Annotated in this window: 14 protein-coding genes and 2 riboswitches; of the genes, 2 read left to right on the top strand and 12 right to left on the bottom strand. The window is 28.7% G+C overall.

What is annotated here, in order from left to right:
* Window positions 1–22 precede the first annotated feature (22 nt).
* The 8 genes from CSBG_RS17290 to xylA all read right to left on the bottom strand — a co-directional run bounded on the left by CSBG_RS17290 (window position 23) and on the right by xylA (window position 8,824).
* Window positions 23–1,252 (bottom strand): chloride channel protein, encoded by a 1,230-nt coding sequence (locus tag CSBG_RS17290; RefSeq protein WP_008681576.1) that lies wholly within the window; start codon window positions 1,250–1,252, stop codon window positions 23–25.
* Window positions 1,253–1,314: 62 nt separating this feature from the next.
* Window positions 1,315–1,387: riboswitch (Fluoride riboswitch) on the bottom strand.
* 57 nt (window positions 1,388–1,444) lie between these two features.
* Entirely contained in the window at window positions 1,445–2,899 is a 1,455-nt protein-coding gene (gene xylB / locus CSBG_RS17285; protein WP_008681574.1) for a xylulokinase, read from the bottom strand.
* 55 nt (window positions 2,900–2,954) lie between these two features.
* Window positions 2,955–3,431, bottom strand: coding sequence for a PTS sugar transporter subunit IIB (locus CSBG_RS17280; RefSeq protein WP_008681572.1), 477 nt, complete (start codon window positions 3,429–3,431; stop codon window positions 2,955–2,957).
* A gap of 12 nt (window positions 3,432–3,443) precedes the next feature.
* A complete protein-coding gene (locus CSBG_RS17275) occupies window positions 3,444–4,244 on the bottom strand; it encodes a PTS system mannose/fructose/sorbose family transporter subunit IID (RefSeq protein ID WP_008681571.1) in 801 nt (266 codons plus the stop codon).
* Window positions 4,237–5,016 carry a PTS sugar transporter subunit IIC gene (locus CSBG_RS17270; protein WP_008681569.1) on the bottom strand — a complete coding sequence of 260 codons (780 nt, stop codon included), beginning with the start codon at window positions 5,014–5,016 and terminating at the stop codon, window positions 4,237–4,239. Before CSBG_RS17270 ends, CSBG_RS17275 begins: the two co-directional genes overlap by 8 nt.
* A 14-nt stretch (window positions 5,017–5,030) precedes the next feature.
* On the bottom strand, window positions 5,031–5,447 hold the full coding sequence (locus tag CSBG_RS17265) for a hypothetical protein (RefSeq protein ID WP_008681567.1): 417 nt from the start codon (window positions 5,445–5,447) through the stop codon (window positions 5,031–5,033).
* Between the two features lie 14 nt (window positions 5,448–5,461).
* Complete coding sequence (locus CSBG_RS17260) at window positions 5,462–7,504, bottom strand: TIM-barrel domain-containing protein (protein ID WP_008681565.1); 2,043 nt, start codon at window positions 7,502–7,504, stop codon at window positions 5,462–5,464.
* 12 nt (window positions 7,505–7,516) lie between these two features.
* The gene (gene xylA, locus CSBG_RS17255) at window positions 7,517–8,824 is read right to left on the bottom strand and encodes a xylose isomerase (RefSeq protein WP_008681562.1); all 1,308 of its coding nucleotides are present in this window, start codon (window positions 8,822–8,824) and stop codon (window positions 7,517–7,519) included.
* Window positions 8,825–9,025: 201 nt separating this feature from the next.
* On the opposite strand from xylA, the gene CSBG_RS17250 reads away from it, so the two are divergent.
* Entirely contained in the window at window positions 9,026–10,174 is a 1,149-nt protein-coding gene (locus CSBG_RS17250) for an ROK family transcriptional regulator (protein WP_008681560.1), read from the top strand.
* A 339-nt stretch (window positions 10,175–10,513) separates the two neighbouring features.
* Here the strand turns inward: CSBG_RS17250 and CSBG_RS17245 are convergent, their stop codons facing one another.
* Together CSBG_RS17245 and CSBG_RS17240 are read right to left on the bottom strand one after the other, a co-directional pair.
* On the bottom strand, window positions 10,514–12,010 hold the full coding sequence (locus CSBG_RS17245) for an SIR2 family protein (protein WP_008681558.1): 1,497 nt from the start codon (window positions 12,008–12,010) through the stop codon (window positions 10,514–10,516).
* A 145-nt stretch (window positions 12,011–12,155) separates the two neighbouring features.
* Complete coding sequence (locus CSBG_RS17240) at window positions 12,156–13,631, bottom strand: leucyl aminopeptidase (RefSeq protein WP_008681555.1); 1,476 nt, start codon at window positions 13,629–13,631, stop codon at window positions 12,156–12,158.
* 454 nt (window positions 13,632–14,085) lie between these two features.
* Between CSBG_RS17240 and CSBG_RS17235 the strand changes: the two genes are divergently transcribed.
* Window positions 14,086–16,098, top strand: a complete 2,013-nt coding sequence (locus CSBG_RS17235) for a penicillin-binding transpeptidase domain-containing protein (protein WP_008681553.1) — start codon at window positions 14,086–14,088, stop codon at window positions 16,096–16,098.
* Between the two features lie 149 nt (window positions 16,099–16,247).
* Here the strand turns inward: CSBG_RS17235 and CSBG_RS17230 are convergent, their stop codons facing one another.
* Both CSBG_RS17230 and nrdG read right to left on the bottom strand, forming a co-directional pair.
* The gene (locus CSBG_RS17230; RefSeq protein WP_008681551.1) at window positions 16,248–16,820 is read right to left on the bottom strand and encodes a xanthine phosphoribosyltransferase; all 573 of its coding nucleotides are present in this window, start codon (window positions 16,818–16,820) and stop codon (window positions 16,248–16,250) included.
* Between the two features lie 90 nt (window positions 16,821–16,910).
* Window positions 16,911–17,012: riboswitch (purine riboswitch) on the bottom strand.
* 201 nt (window positions 17,013–17,213) lie between these two features.
* Entirely contained in the window at window positions 17,214–17,723 is a 510-nt protein-coding gene (gene nrdG / locus CSBG_RS17225) for an anaerobic ribonucleoside-triphosphate reductase activating protein (protein ID WP_008681550.1), read from the bottom strand.
* Between the last annotated feature and the right edge of the window lie 23 nt (window positions 17,724–17,746).

Below are 17,746 nucleotides of genomic sequence, written 5' to 3'. Positions count from 1 at the left end.
TACTTAACACTTCCTTTATAAATTATTTTTCTATATTCTCTAGAGATATCCCTTTATGTTTTTCTAGTCTTTTTAACTTAGGAGTAGTAATAACTTGTGCTCCATAAATCCCATTATGTCCTATTACATAATAGCTAATAAACGCTCCAATTATATAGTAAGGAACAGCTTCTGATCCAAACAAATTAATTCCCAGCATAATTGTAGTAAGTGGAGTATTAGTAGCACTCCCAAAAACACAAATCATCCCAATAGCTGCTAATAATGAAGGCTCTATATTAGTTAAATTACCTATAGCACCACCTAAAGAAGCTCCTATATCAAATAGCAGAGTAACCTCTCCTCCTTGGAATCCAGCTCCTAATGTTAGTACTGTTAATATTAACTTCTTTATTGGATCTAAAATAGTTATATTACCTGAAAATCCACTATCAATAAGCCATGTACTTAATCCCTCAAATTTATATAATTTAAATATTATAATAACTAATAAAACTACACTTGAGGACATTATTGCTCTATATATATTGTTTTTTATATTTTTACTGTAAAATCCTTTAACTAACTGAACTCCTTCTGCAAATATCTTTCCAAAAATACCAAATAAAATTGATGATATTATTACTATTAATAGTGTATATACAGAAATATTAGGGATAGATTTTATTAAGTGCCCTACATGATTTATACCTAAGTATTCTGTAACAAAATTAGCTGTATATGATCCTATAAAACAATATATCATTGCTTCATAGCTAATCTTTCCTATAAAACATACTTCCATACCAAAAAATGTACCAGCAAGCGGTGTTCCAAAGACTGAGCCAAATGCAGCACTTATTCCTGACATAATTAGAATTCTTTTCTCCTTATGCTCCATTTTGAAAATGTTAGCTAATTTATTTGTCAAGGCTCCTCCTATTTGAACTGCTGTACCTTCTCTTCCCGCTGATCCTCCAGATAAATGCGTTAATACAGTAAAAATAAATGTCAAGAATGCCATTCTAAATGGAACTTTTACCTCCTTATGAACACTTTCAATAATTAAATTGTTTCCTCTATTAGATCCATTCCCATACTTTGAATATGTATATGCTGTTAATACTCCTATTATAGGAATTAAAAAAATTATATAAGGAAATCCCTCTCTTAAGGTTGTAACGAATTCTAATGATCTTAAAAATATAGCTGATATAATTCCCATTATAATTGACACTATAATTGTACAAGTTGTTAATTTAAAAATTCTCATATTACGCATACCTTTCTAATGATTAATTTCTTAAAAAATAAAAAAGACTATGACTCTACGATTAAATCATAGAAGTCATTAGTCTTACTTGACGGTTTAGATTTCTCATGGGAGAACTTCATTCCCAAAAATTATTCACATTTTCTTTAAACATTATAATACTATTACTTATAAAAATCAATCTATGCTTATCTATATATTTTTTATATTGTCATATATTTTTCTATAGCGAATATAAATTTCTTTATATGCTTCTACTGCTTCTTCATTTGGATAATAACATTCTTTTTCTTTTACTATTACTTTTACAGCATCTTCAAAAGAAACGAACCATCCTAATGAAACAGCAGCTATTATTGTAGCTCCAAGAGATGGACCTTCTTCTATTTTCAAAGATATTACCTTCTTATTAAATACGTTAGCTTGTATTTGAAGCCACTCCTTAGACTTAGCTCCTCCTCCTACTGAAATTATTTCTCTATCACTATCATCTTCATATATGCTAAAGCAATCTTTTAATGAGAATGTTATTCCTTCAATTACCGCTCTTGCAAAATGATTTAAATCATGGCTTTTATCTATTCCTATGAAGGTTCCTCTTATATTACTATCTGCATAAGGTGTTCTTTCTCCAACTATATAAGGAGCAAATAATAATCCATTAGATCCTTCTTTAACATTAGATACTCCGCTTAAAAGTTCATCAAAATCTTTATCCTTTGCAAAGGTATTTCTAAACCAGCTTAAAGAATCTCCAGCAGAAAGAGTTACCCCCATTGAGTAACAGCTATTTGGTAGTACATTATTAAACATGTGAAGTTTTCCACCATAGTTCTTATACTCTTCTTCATATTTTAAATATACACCTGAAGTTCCTATACTTAATAAATCTCTATTTTTATTTATTATTCCTGATCCTAAAGCTGAGCAAGGATTGTCTGATCCTGCTGGGAAGATTTTAATACTTCCTTTGGCATTTAACTTTTCCTTTAATTCTTCATTTAATTCTCCAACACATTCAGTTGAATTATATATCTTAGGATATTTATTTAAATCTAAATCTAAAAGATTTGCTATTTCCTCAGACCATTTTCCTTCTTTAATATTTAACATTTGTGTTCCAGCTGCATCAGATATATCTGTACATATGTTACCTGTATATTTAAATACTAAATAATCTTTAGGTAAACAGAACTTTTTAGTCTTTTCCCAATTTCCAGGTTCATTTTCTTTTACCCATAATACCTTTGGAAGCGTAAATCCTTCAAGGCTTTTATTCCCTGTGATTTCAATTACTTTTTCTCCAAAGTTATTCATTATATATTCACATTGCTTAGTTGTTCTTGTATCATTCCATAGAATACTTCTTCTTATAGGTTTATTTTCATTATCTAATAATACTAAGCTATGCATTTGACCTGATATACTTATAGCTCTTAATCCATCTCCACCTAAATCATTAGTTATCTTTTCCAAAACCTTAACTGAAGCATTATACCAATCTTCTGGCTCTTGTTCAGAATGTCCATCTCTATTATTGTATAAAGGATAACTTTCCGAATGCTTCAATACTACTTCTCCAGCTTTATCTAAAGCTATCCCCTTGATAGAACCTGTTCCTAAATCTAAACCTATAACATATTCCATAAAAATATCCTCCTATATTAATAAATTAGGGAGACTTTATTGTCTCCCTTAAATCTTATAGATACTCCTTTAAATAAACTAATGGATCTGTAGGAGTCATTATTGCTGTAACTTCAACTCCTCTATCTATTAATTCTTTAAATGCTTCCTTTTCTTCTGGTGTAACACTTACAGATGGTCTTATAACTTCTGTATTTGATTTAGAAGACATATTACCTACATTAATCTTCTTAATATCTAATCCATTTTTAACAAGATAAAGTAAATCTAATGGTGATTTTACAACAATAAACACTTTTTGTCCTTCATATTTTCCTGAAGAAATATTTTTTAAAGCTGTTTCTCTAGTTATTATAGATGTACTTACATTTGATGGTGCTGCCATTCTTAATACTGATTTTTGCAAATCATTATTAGCTACCTCATCATTAATAACCATTATTCTAGTTGCTCCTAAATTGTTTGTCCACATTGTAGCAACTTGGCCATGTATTAATCTATCGTCTATTCTTATATGAATTATCCCTTTCATTTATTATCCCCCCTAAACAAGTACTCCTAGTGCATGTAAAATTATTGACATTACTATTACTAATAATATTAAATATGTTGGTTTAACTTTTTTACCTAGTAAATAATACATTAAGCCAACTATAGCCGCTGGAATTAATCCTGGCATTATTTGATCTAATATACTTTGTCCAGTCATTTCAATTTCACCTTGAACAAAGCTAAAACCTACAGTTGCTCTTATAACAGTAGACATAAGTCCACCTACAACCATTAATCCTAAAATTGAAGTTGCTTTAGTAATTGATTTCATTTTACTTTCTAAAGCATTTACTAACTTAGTTCCTGAAAAATAACCTGCTTTAAATAAAGGAAAACTAAGCATTTTTATAGCAATACTTACTGCTATCCATAAGAATATTCCTGCTGGATTTCCTTCTATAGCCATATTTGCAGCTATTGCTCCAAATATAGTCCAAGGAATAACAACACATAAGCTATCTCCTAATCCTGCTAAAGGTCCCATTAAACCACTCTTAATTGAACTTACTGCTTCAGCAGCATTATTCTTTTCTTTTTCTTCAATAGCTATGTTTAAACCAAAAACATAAGGAGCTACCCATGGATTTGTATTAAAAAACTGTAAATGTCTCTTAACTGCATCTTGTAATCCATCTGGATCATTTCTATAGGTAAATTTTAAAAATGGTAATATTGCATAACAATAAGCCAATGCTTGCATTTTTTCATAGTTAGATGATACACTGCTTGTAAATATCCATCTTAATAAAACTTTACTACGTATTTTTTTTGGTGTAAGTTCATTATTACTCATCTTCGTCCATACCTCCTACTGGAGAAACAACTGTAGCTTCTCTATCATTATCTCTTTTAAATTCAATTAATGCTATAGCTGCTGCTATAAGTGCAACTCCTAATAAAGGAAGTTTTAAATATATAGTAACTACAAATCCTATTAAAAGATATGCAAAGTAATCTTTTGTAGGAAGATTCTTTAATAGTAAAGCTATACCAACCGCTGGTAAAATTCCACCTGCAACTTGAAGACCACCTAATAACCATTCTGGACTCTTATCTATTAATGCATTTACTAAATCCGGGCCAAATATAGTAGCTAATAATATTGGAACTCCTGTTGTAGCACAAGTTAAAACAACTCCTAACATTTGCATTCTAGCAATTCCATTGTATTCCCTTTTATCTGCATATTTTTCAGCTTGATGTGCTAACCAAACGCCCATTGTATTTCTTAATACATCTAATTGAACCATTAAAAGCGCTACTGGAATACCAATAGTTATTCCAACATTAGGATCTTGACCTGTTGAAACTGTTATAAATGTCGCAACAACACTTGCTGTTTGATAGTCAGGTATTGATGCTCCACCAAAGTTACTTATACCTAAGGACATTAATTGTAATGTACCTCCTATAAATAATCCTGTTTTAACATCTCCCATTATTAATCCAACAATAAATCCTGCTGTAACTGGTTGATATGTACCGAACATAGTACTATTTTTTTCATAGTTGATAAAGAATCCATATAAAACAATTAATATTAATTGCCAAGCTTGAACTTCCATTCTTCCATCTCCTTTTATTCATCATCATTATTATTTATTTGGTTTTTAAATTCTTCCGATAAAATATTTATAACGTTCATATTTTTGATATTTTCAATTTCTTCTGAAACTGAAAGGCTAGTACTATTTAATAATGCATCTAAGAATATTGGTACATTTACTCCTGCTACTATATCTACATCTCCGTTTATTAAACCTATGTTGTTTGTGCAAACATTAAATGGTGTTCCATGAAATAAATCTACTAATATAAGAACATTAGAATCACTAATTTCATTAAATATCGAGATAATCTTATTCTGAAAATTATCTATTCCACTTTCATCTAGAATTACTTTATATACGTTTTCAGTGTCTTTTGTAAAGAAATGAATTGTATCTAAAATTCCGTTAGCAAAATTTCCATGTGATGCTAAAACTATTTTATACACTTTTATCTCACCTCCTATAAGAATAAATTTTTAATATATGAATCTTCCTTACAAAGTACAGGAATACTATCTAGAGGTGCGTCAATAACAACAAATTGTCCACCCTCATATACTTTTTCTGTATTAATATCAACCCATCTATTTCCAATTGGTAAATAAACTTTCCTTTGTCTATCTTTATAATACATAATTGGTGCTACAAGTAATTCTGATCCAAACATATATTGATTATCTACTGTCCAAGCTACTTCATCTTTAGGATAATCATAAAAAACAGGTCTCATTATTGGTTCACCAGAATTATGAGTTTCATTAAATAACTGTGATATATATCCTTTTAACTTTTCTCTTATCTTTATATACTTAACAAATATCTTTTGAGCTTCTTCACCATATGACCAAATCTCATTATCTGCACCACTTTCACATTGACCTCCACCATCTGTTCCAAGTGCCTTTTTGTGAGGTTGTCTATCTCCGTGCATTCTAAGAATTGGTGAGAATGTTGCATATTGGAACCACCTTATCATTAACTCTCTAAATTCCGGATTATTAATATTTCCTCCATGGAATCCCCCTATATCAGTTGTCCACCATGGATTTCCTGCAATACTCATGTTTAATCCTGTATTAACTTGATTTCTAAATGCTCCAAAGCTAGAATCTATATCTCCAGACCATACCAAAGTTCCATACTTTTGGCTTCCAGCCCAACACCCTCTAATTAATGTTACAGGAGTTTTATTTTCTTTTGCTAATCCGTCATATACAATTTTAGAGAATTCATTAGGGTATAAGTTACCTACTTTTAAGTCAGTTCCTAAATGATATCTATAGTTATCAAAATCATATAATGCATATCCAGGCTCAGCTACATCAAGCCAGAACATAGATATTCCATTATCATAATAGTTCTTCTTTAATCTCTCCCAAACATAGTCTCTTGTTTCAGGGTTAGTTGGATCTATGAATACAGTGTTACTTAACTGCTGCATTGTAATCCTTACTCCCCTATTAACTTTAACTAATAAACCCTTTTCAATAGCTTCATTATAATTTTTAGCATTTTGAGATATTGTTGGCCATACAGAAATCATTGTTTCTATACCCATTTCTTTTAGCTCATCTACCATCTTTTGTGGATCCGGCCAGTATCTCTCGTCAAAATCATAATGTCCTTGTTCTGTCCAATGGAAAAAATCTATTACTAAAACTGATGGGGTAATACCTAGCGCTTTATATTTTTTAGCTACTTCTAAAACTTCTTCTTGTGTTTGATATCTCATTTTACTTTGCCATAATCCTAATAAATTTTCTGGCATTTCAGGTGCTCTACCAACAACACTTGTATAGTTTTCTATTATCTTTTTAGGAGTATCTTCTGATGTTATCCAGTAATCTAAATAATCAGTAGATTTCATAGTCCATTCTGTTATATTTTTCGCAAAATTTACTTCTCCAATACCAGGATTATTCCATAAGAATCCATAATTTTTGTTTGATATATAAAATGGAACTGTTAGCTGGCTGTTTCTATGGGCTAATTCTAATTTACAATACTTTAAATCTAAGAACGATTGTTGGTATTGACCCATTCCAAATATTTTTTCATTTGGAGCTGACTCAAATCTTTGAGTCAGCTTATAATCTCCATTTAAAGAAGGGGTAAACTCTCTAGCTCTTAGCTTTAATGTACATGAAAATCCAGTAATACTTTTTACACTAACATCTTCGTTACCCATATCATTAGCAACAGCTCTTTCTCTAATGTATTCTTCTAACAATACTTCATCTTTACCATTTTTAAATACTATTCTATTTCTATTAGTTACATAAGCTTTAATATTTCCATTAATAATTTCTGCTTCATTTAACTCTTCAAATATTTTTATATCTGCTTCATTATTTTTTATTTCTTCTGTTAAAGCATTTTCATATTGAGGTATACTTCCATAAGGTGTTGATCTAACTCTAAAGCTATTTTTCCCCCATGGTTCTATACATAGTATTTCATTATCGTATTTGCGAAAAAGCTTGTTTCCAATGGTATAAAACATTGTCTTCCTCCTTTAATAAATATAATCATTAAGTTTAGATTTTACATATTCAATATGTGATGATTCATTATCAACTTCTTTTATTGATAATGCATAATTAGTAAGTGATTCTAAATTCTCTTGATTATTTAATAAATTTTTACCTAAATCACTTTTATAAGATGAATATCTTTCCTTTTTAAGATTATCTAGATATTCGCTTTCAATTATTTTTGCCGCAGCCTTTAATCCTCTTGCATACGTATCCATTCCTGCTATGTGAGCTATAAATAGATCTTCTTGTTCAAAAGAACTTCTTCTAACTTTTGCATCAAAGTTTATACCACCATCATGTAATCCACCGTTCTTTAATATTTCTATCATGACTAGCGTAGTATCATAAAGATTAGTTGGGAATTCATCAGTATCCCACCCCAATAATGAATCTCCTTGGTTTGCATCTATTGAGCCTAATGCATTATAGTTTCTTGCTATATTTAATTCATGTTCAAAAGTATGTCCAGCTAACATCGCATGATTTGCTTCTATATTTAATTTAAAATCTTCCATTAAGCCATATCTTTGTAAAAATGCTAATGTTGTTGCTGAATCAAAATCATATTGATGTGTCATTGGCTCTTTTGGTTTTGGCTCTATTAGGAAAGTTAATTTATGATTAATCTTTTTTGTATAAGCTACTGCCATTTTATAAAGCCTTGCTATATTTTCTTCTTCAAATTTAATATCTGTATTTAAAAAACTTTCATATCCTTCTCTTCCACCCCAAAATACGAAGTTCTTACCTCCAAGTTTTTTACTTATATCTATTCCTTTTTTAACCTGAGCTGCTGAAATTGCATAAACATCTAAGTTAGGACTTGAAGCTGCTCCATTAACATATATTGGATTAGAATGTCTATCTGCTGTATTCCATAAAAGTTTAACACCTGTCTTGTCCATTTTTTCTTTCATATAATCAGTTATAACATCTAAGTTATGAAAAAATTCTTCTAAGCTATTTCCAAATGGAGCTATATCCATGTCATGAAAACAAAAATATTCAACTCCTAATTTTTCAAAAAATTCGAAAGCTGCATCTACTTTATTCATAGCAGTTTTCATTGGATCTTCTGTATTCCAGTTTCTTATATTGGTTGATTTTCCAAAAGGGTCTGATCCATCCTGATTAAATGTGTGCCAATAAGCTATTGCAAATTTAAGATGTTCTTTCATAGGTTTTCCCATTACTATTTCTTCTGGATTATAATGATGGAAAGCAAACATATTGTTACTATTTGGTCCTTCATATTTTATTTTTTTTATATTGCTAAAGTACTCCATATCTACACCTCTTTTAATTAGTTAGTTTTCCTATCTAACTTAATAATACATCCATTTTTTTCTCATGTCAATGTTTACATTTAAAATTTTTTAAAAATTTTAAAACTTTTCTTTATTTATAATTTTATAAAACTATTCCTTTTGAACTTTTTGTATTGCTATGCTATATTATTTTATGAGTACTTAAAGAAGGGGAATAAAATGGATAATAAGTTTAATATAAGAAAATTTAATATAGTTGAAATACTAAATCTTTTATTTAAGAAACCTAATATTTCTAGAATAGATATTTCAAAGCTAATCAATCTTAACAAAGCAAGTGTCTCTGAAATAGTATCTCTCTTAGTTGAGAAAAATTTAGTTAGTGAAATTGGTACTGGTAGTAGTAGTTCTAGCGGAGGAAGAAAACCTATTTTACTTAAAATCAATGAAAAGGCAGGGTGTAGCTTAGGAATTGACTTAGGAATTGACTATGTTAGTTTCTTACTTACTGATTTAAATAGAAATGTATTATTTTATGATTATTATGAAGAAATAATTAATAAAAATAATGTAATCGAAATTATTGTAAAAGTAATCACTTCACTAGAAAATGTTTTTAAAGAATATGAATACGGATTAATAGGTGCAACATTAGCTGTGCATGGTAGAGTTTTTGATAATAAAATTAAGTTTACTCCTTACTATGATTTAGATGAAATAGACTTGGTAGAAGATTTATCTTTGCTAATGCCTAATATTAACTTTTATATAGAAAATGAATCTAATCTAGCAGCTGTTGGTGAATTTGAAAATTCTATCGATCCATTAGATAATGCAGTAGTTATTAATGTTCATTCTGGTATAGGTGCAGGAATAATAATTAATAGCAAGTTATATACTGGGTTTGAAGGACACGCAGGAGAAATAGGTCATATTGTCCTTGTTCCTAATGGGAAAGAATGTCCTTGTGGAAATAAAGGATGCTTTGAACAGTATTGTTCATTGCCTGCTTTATTAGAAGATTTTAATAGTAAGTCATATTTAAAGATACGTACTATAAAAGAACTTTGTGATTTATATAATTCAAATGACAAAATAGCTGTGGATACAATAACAAAAAATATTGAACTTATGTCCATTGGAATATCTAATATATTTAATTTATTTGCTGCTGATAATATATTTATTCATAGTGAAATAACTCATTATATTCCAGATTATCTAACTTTAATTAATAATAAGATAAATACAATATTCTCTAAAGCTATTACCATTTTACCAAACAAATTAGATAACAAATCTAATTTGTTCGGAGGAGTAAATAGATGTATATATAACTTTTTCGAAGAATTTCTAGATATTATATAAGATACACTAAAATAATCCATAGCATTTTCATATTTAAAATATTATCTTTATTAACATAATAGACAATAGGTAGCTCTGTATAATTATCATTTTGTTTACTTTAAATCTTTCATAAACTCCTTTTTATACTTTGAAGCAATATATTGACTTAAATTTCTTATTTAACTGCTCTAATGCTTCTTTTAAATCAAAAAGTTTTTGTTTCTTTTATTGATACTTTTAATATATCAAATTATAAAAATTCTTTGTATTTTATCTATGAAATTATAAAAAAGCTAAAATATAAAGAGTAAAAATAAGTAGGATATTATATACTACTTATTTTTATTTTTCTAAAATTTATATATCCCTAATTCTATCTATTATATCTGAAATTTCATCATAATCTTCTACCCATATAATATTTATTCCTAATTGTTCAAAAGCTGTTTCATGTAATTCATTATTTATATTATTAAATGATTTAAGAATATCCTTATTTATATTAGTATCCTCTATGGATATCTTAAAATCCTTTTTTCTCATAATTGCATAATGTTTTCTAAGCTTATTTTTTCTATTACTTATTGATAGAAGCCTTCTTAAGTTGGGGTCTGTTAAAGATAATCCAATCATCAATGTTGTATTTTCCCTTAAAAAGTTTAGTTGAGTAATATTAGTCCAAGAATATGGATCATTATATAGGCTATGGTATCTATCTTCAGAAAATACTAATAATCCTTCTGATAATTGTTCATATTTATCAGGATTTCGTGGTAAAAATCCATGCACATGATAAATTCCTAGCTTGTCTGAAATTGAATAATCTAATTCACTATATAAAGAATGATATTCTATACCATGTTTATTAAAATTATCTTCTAGTAAATCATCAAAGTTATATGTAACAATAGCTTTAATTCCAGTTCCATTATCTTTTGCTAAACATAATTTTGAAATACTATTTAATAAATTTGAATTTCCATTACCACTATTAATATTTTTATATAATAATTGTGCTAAACTTTCTTCAAATGTCTCTCCTAATGCTGATTTTATAAGTGCAGATTGCAGTAAAGGGGATTTATTATTCGTTTCTTTCATTTTCTTTATAATAAATTCTTTTTCTTCAGAAGTTATGTTTATATTCTTTTCTTCTAATTCCTTCATTATCATAAGTATTAATAAATCAGACATTAAATCGTTCCAATCACCTATCCCAGCTTCCTTAGATACCCCTGCCCCTAAAAATAAAACTAAATCATCTCTACTATATATTTTTTTAAGTTCATTTATTCTTTCTTCTCTTAGTTTCTTCCATCTATCATTATCCTGATTTAACGCTTCAGTTACTAAGTCACTTACTAAAAATTCCACTACTTTCGAAAAATCACCATTTCTAAAATGATTAAATTTATTATCAATTTTACATAACTCATCCAATCCCCATACTTTCACCTGATAATTTATTTCTTCCTTATATATCATCTCCAATATGGATAACTCTTCATGAGTAAATTCATTTCCAAATACTAACAACACACTTTTTATAGGTAATTTTGAATCTTCTATTGAGTTATTTATATTTTCAATAAGCTCTTTATCCAATCTAAAGTAATCATCTTTATTTTTATGCAGCCTTACTTCTATAATTGTCTGGCCATTTAGTCCAGCTATCCCATCCGGTATAATTGCATTAATAACCAAAAACTTTCCTACTTTAATGTTTTTATTTAAAGCTACTTTATTTTCTTCCTCTAATTTCTTGTTTATAGAATTTAAAACTAGTGATTCAAAATAATACACAATATTATTTAAAGTTTTATTACTAGTAACATTTTTATTTTCACCATACATACTCTAGCACCCTTTTTCTTCATAACCTTATTTATATTTTGCTTTATTATTAAATTTATTATAAAAAAATCCTATAAAGTACTTCTAAAAAGTCTACTTTATAGGATTAGTTCAATAATATAAAAATCTTTATTCTATATTATAATTATTTACTTCTTCTCTTTGCTAATTCATATAATGTATGAACTGGAGCACCTGTTCCACCTTTTACACATAAATCACTATTACTTGAAGCCCAAGCTGTTCCTGCTATATCTAAATGCAACCATGGCTTATCTTGTACAAATGCTTCTATAAATAGTCCAGCAGTTATTGTACCTGCAAATCTTCCACCACTATTTTTTAAATCTGCTATGTCAGATTTAATTAATTTTTTATAATCATCAAATGCAGGTAATTGCCACATCTTTTCTCCAGTATATTCTGAAGCTGATTTTAATTCATTAAAGAATTTATCATTATTTGTAACTACCGCTGTTGTAGTTTCTCCTAATGCAACTAAAGCTGCACCTGTTAATGTAGCCAAATCTATAACTTCATCAACTTTTTCCTCTGTTATTATATAATGCACAGCATCTACTAAAGTTAATCTTCCTTCAGCATCTGTATTAACAACTTCTATAGTCTTACCAGCCATAGTTCCAATTACTTCACCAGGCTTATATGCATCCCCAGATATTAAGTTTTCACAAGCTGCTACAACTGCTACTACATTAAGCTTTAAACCTCTTTTTGCAATAATTGACATAGCGCCTATAACAGAAGCTGCTCCACCCATATCTGACTTCATATCTAGCATACTATCAGTTGGCTTTATTGAGTATCCACCTGAATCATAAGTTAAGCCTTTTCCTACTAATCCAAGAACCTTATCTTTATTATCCTTATCTCCAAAGTATCTCATAACTATAAGCTTTGGTTCTTTTGTAGATCCTTTAGCTACATTATAGAAAGCTTCCATGTTTAGTTCTTTAATTTTTTCTACTCCATGAACTTCTACTTCAAATCCACTTTCAGCCCCAACTTCAACCGCTTTATTAGCTAAAGTTTCTGGATAAATTACATTTGATGGTTCATTAACTAAATCTCTAGCAACTATAATTCCATTTGCTATTTCTTTACCTTCTTCAACTGCAGTTAATATCTCTGGAGTTGCTTCCTTAATTCCGCATCTTCCAATTGATACTTCTAATTCTTTTTCTTCTTTTTTATCAGTCTTATATTTGTTAAATGTATATTCTGATAAAAATGCTGCAATTTCTGCATTTTTAATTAACTCTTCAACTTCTATTGTTTCAGTCTTTGGAAGTCTTAAGAACACTGAGTTCACTTTTAATTCCTTAGCTTTTTTGATGGCTTTTGCAGTTGCTTTTCTTACTACATCAATAGTGAATTGTTCCTCTTTTCCTAATCCTACTAAAATAATTGTTTGAATTGATTCATTAGAATCTATTGTAAATGTATATAATTCTCCATCCTTACCATTAAATAAATTTCTGCTTTGTGCTAAAACAACATGTCTATTTATTTCTTCTTTTGGTAAGTTAATATTATTTTCAAATAAATAAAATACTTTTACATCTCCTTGAGAGCATGTAAAGCCTCTATATGATATCTTCATTTAATCACCTCGTCTAAAACTATCTTTTAATCATAATACCACTATTATAAAATCTATTCAATGGATAATAATTATTATTTGTTTGAAAAAATATTTAATTCTAAGAATTTTTTTATTTTGTTGTATAAAAACTTTATTTCTGTAAATAATACTAATGTAGATACAAAACCTGTTTAATACAGGTCCCATCCCCCATTTATTTATAAAGCGCTTCGGCGCTTTTTTATTTTATAAATTATCTTAAGAATTCAAATATTTTATAGTATATAAAGCTTTCCTAAAATATTCTTTTATAATTTCTTTTCTAAATAGGTCAAATTTAAATCTATTAAACTTATTGTTTAAATATATCTTTAATTTATTTATCTAAAATATATAAAATTATGTAAACCTATTAATTTAAATGATATAATTTATAGTAAATTCTAATAATTTATGAAGGGTTGAGGAAAACATGAAAAATAGAAAGATAATAATACCTATACTACTATTGTCATTTATACTATTACTCAGTGGATGTTCAAAAATGGATAAAGCTCAAAAAGCTTATGATAACTACACTGAAAAATGGGTTCAAAGTGACTATTCAGGTATGTATCAAATGCTAACAAATGATTCGAAATCAACTATATCAGAAGAAGATTTTACTACACGATATACTAATATATTTTCTGCAATAAATGCTAATAATTTATCATTAGAGCTTTCTGGGGATAAAGAAAAATCTGATAATCAAATTATTATTCCATTTAATCTGACTATGAACACCTTAGCAGGTGATGTTACTCTTGAAGATTATAAATTAATATTAGTTAAAGAAGAGAAAGAATATAAAGTAAAATGGGATGAAAGTTTAATTTTCCCTCAAATGACTAAAGATGATAAGGTAAGAATAAGTACTATTCCATCAAAAAGAGGAAGTATACTTGATAAAGATGGTAATTCATTAGCTCAAGATGGAACAATTAATACAATAGGAATTTATCCAGCTAAATTCAATTCATCAGACATAGATGCTAAAATAACCGAAATAGCTAATATTCTAGATATTAGTGAAGAAAATATAAAGAATAAGCTTGAAGCAAATACTAATCCTGAACAACTTATTCCATTGGTTGATATATTACAAAATGACCCTAAAGTTCTCAAATTAATTAATAGAGACGATGAAGGAATATTAATTCAACCTAAATCTGGTAGAGTTTATGCAGGCGGTGAAGCCTTTGGACGATTAATAGGGTACATCGGAAGTATAACAGCTGAAGAACTTGAAGCTAATAAAGATAAAGATTATCATGATACAAGCCTTATAGGTAAAGCTGGCTTAGAGCAAGTTTATGAAGATACATTAAGAAGCAAAGATTCAGCTGAAATATATATAGAGCGTGGAGAAGAAAAAATAACTATTGCAAAAAAAGATGGTGAAGATGGAAAAGATATAAAAACTTCTATAGATTCTGATCTACAAAATAAAATATATAGTGAAATGACTGGTGAAAGGGGAGCTGCTACTGCAGTTAATCCTAAAACTGGTGAGATATTAGCTATGATAAGTGCCCCTTCATTTGATTCAAATGTATTTACAACTTATGTAACTAAAACTCAAAAAACAAAATGGGAAGAAACAAATAATGCTGATGAAATAAATAGATTTAATAAAACATATTCTCCTGGATCAACTATGAAACTTTTAACCGCTTCAATAGGATTAAAAAACGGTGTTATAGCTCCTAATGCTACAAGAGATATTAAGGGATTAGGCTGGCAAAAAGATGGGTCTTGGGGAGACTTTGAAATAACTAGAGTAACTGATCCTGGTAGCCCTGTAAATCTAAAAGATGCAGTTAATCATTCAGATAATATTTACTTTGGACAAGTAGCTCTAGAATTAGGTAATGAGAAGTTTATAAATGGAATCAAAGATTTCGGAATTGGCGAAGAATTAAGCTTTGAATATCCTATGCAAGAATCCCAAATTTCCAATGATGGATATTTAAGTAGAGAAATTTTACTAGCAGATACCGGATATGGACAAGGTGAAATCATGGTTACTCCTTTGCATGTAGCTTTATCTTATAGTGCATTAGCTAATAATGGAGATATAATGCAACCAAGATTAGTAGTAAGTGAAAATTCTGAAGCTAAGGTTTGGAAACAAGGTGCAATAGCCAAAGAAAATTTACCAATATTAATAGATTCATTTACAGCGTTAATCAATGATGCTGGTGCAACAATTCCCGATGGCGCTGTACCTGGATTTAGAGTTGCAGGTAAAACAGGTACTGCTGAAATAAAAAAATCTCAAGACGATACATCTGGAACTGAAAATGGTTGGTTTGTATCTATTGATCCAGATATATCTAAAATTTCTATATCAATGATTATTGAAGATGTTAAGGATAGAGGCCATAGTCATGTAACTGTACCTAAGGTTAGAAATGTTATGGAATACTACCTTAATAAATAATGAAGAAGTGAAAAAATTAAGGAATGAAATAATTTTAGTGGAATCTCAAACATTTGTTTGAGATTCTTTATTGTATTTAGAATATCACAGGTTCAACATGTGGTGTTCTAAATACAAAAATAAAACTCAGCTTCCGCTGAGTTACTTCTCTACTTAAATACTACTTTATTATCTTCAAACTTATCGATTATAGCTAAAGACTCAACTCTAGCCCCCATGCCTTCTAATACACTTCTTCCTTCTTGAAAGCCTTTTTCTATAACTATTCCTACTCCAACTAAATTAGCCCCCGATTGCTTAACTATATCAATCATTCCTTTAGCTGCACAACCCATTGCTAAAAAGTCATCTATTATCAATATGTTTTCGCCTTCATTTAAGAACTGCTTTCCAACTCTAACTTTATATGTCTTTTTCTTAGTAAATGAATGTACCTCTGATTCATATACATCTTTATCAAGATTTAAGCTTTCTGTTTTCTTTGCAAAAACTACTGGAGTATAATTAAAGTATTGGGATGCTATAGCAGCTATTCCTATTCCTGATGCTTCGATTGTAAGAATTTTATCTATTTTTTCGCCATTAAATCTTTCTCTAAAAGCTTCCCCTACTTCATTTAAAAATTTTATATCCATTTGGTGATTTAAAAAACAATCAACCTTTAATATATTTCCTTCCCTTACTTTTCCTTCATTAAGTATCTTTTCTTTTAACTTTTCCATATAATTATCCCCTTTATTACTTTTCCTATAGTATTCTTAAAAAGCTTGTCCTATTTTATAATTCAAGTAATAAAGCCAAAATAAACTACATGGCAATAATCGAATCTTCGTAGTTAGGATATTTACGGTTTCCTAGTAGAAACACTTGAACCATATCTTCAAGCATATACGAATACTATATGTTTATTTTTTTATCTATTATAACACTATTGTTATATATTGCGAAGACAAAAAAATTAAAAAATTAAGGAATGAAAAAATTAAGGTGAAAATCCTACAGGATTTTAGAATGGAAAGTGCTTGGCACCTATAGTTTAAGTTTTGCGTAACAAAACAACCTTAATTCTTTCATTTTTTAATTCTTTCATTAATAAATTGATTCGCAATTTATAACTAATATTCTAATTTGCATATTTTATGTTCTTCTAAGCTTTTTCTAACGTCTATTATTCTTTGATTACTTGAGCCTCTGAATCTCAATCCATCTTCCATCTTATTTTTATCAAATTTACCATCTACCAAGACATCTATATTATTAAGTAAATCTCTCCAACCATTTCTTTTATCTAAATTATTAATTATTTCTTCAAAAGTATATCCTGTATAGCTCCATACATTTAATTTATTTTCTTTAAAACTCTTTGCCATATATGCAAATTCCTCTGCTCTTTCAAAAGGATCTCCTCCACTAAAAGTAACCCCTTTAATCATAGGATTTTTGAGCACCTCATTAATTAGCTCATCCATATTACGTTCTTCCCCACCATTAAAGTCATGAGTATCTGGATTAAAACATCCTTCACAGTTATGCTTACATCCTTGAGAAAAGAATACCCTTCTGATTCCTGGCCCATTAACCAAACTTTCATAAGCTATTCCAGAAAGCCTTATAGTTTCTTTCATATATGACTACATCCCCTTTTATT

Origin of the sequence: Clostridium sp. 7_2_43FAA (assembly GCF_000158375.2) — a bacterium.
Classification (GTDB): Bacteria; Bacillota; Clostridia; order Clostridiales; family Clostridiaceae; genus Clostridium; species Clostridium tertium.
The sequence above is the reverse complement of the archived record's forward strand: the minus strand, read 5'-3'. Positions and strand labels throughout refer to the sequence as shown.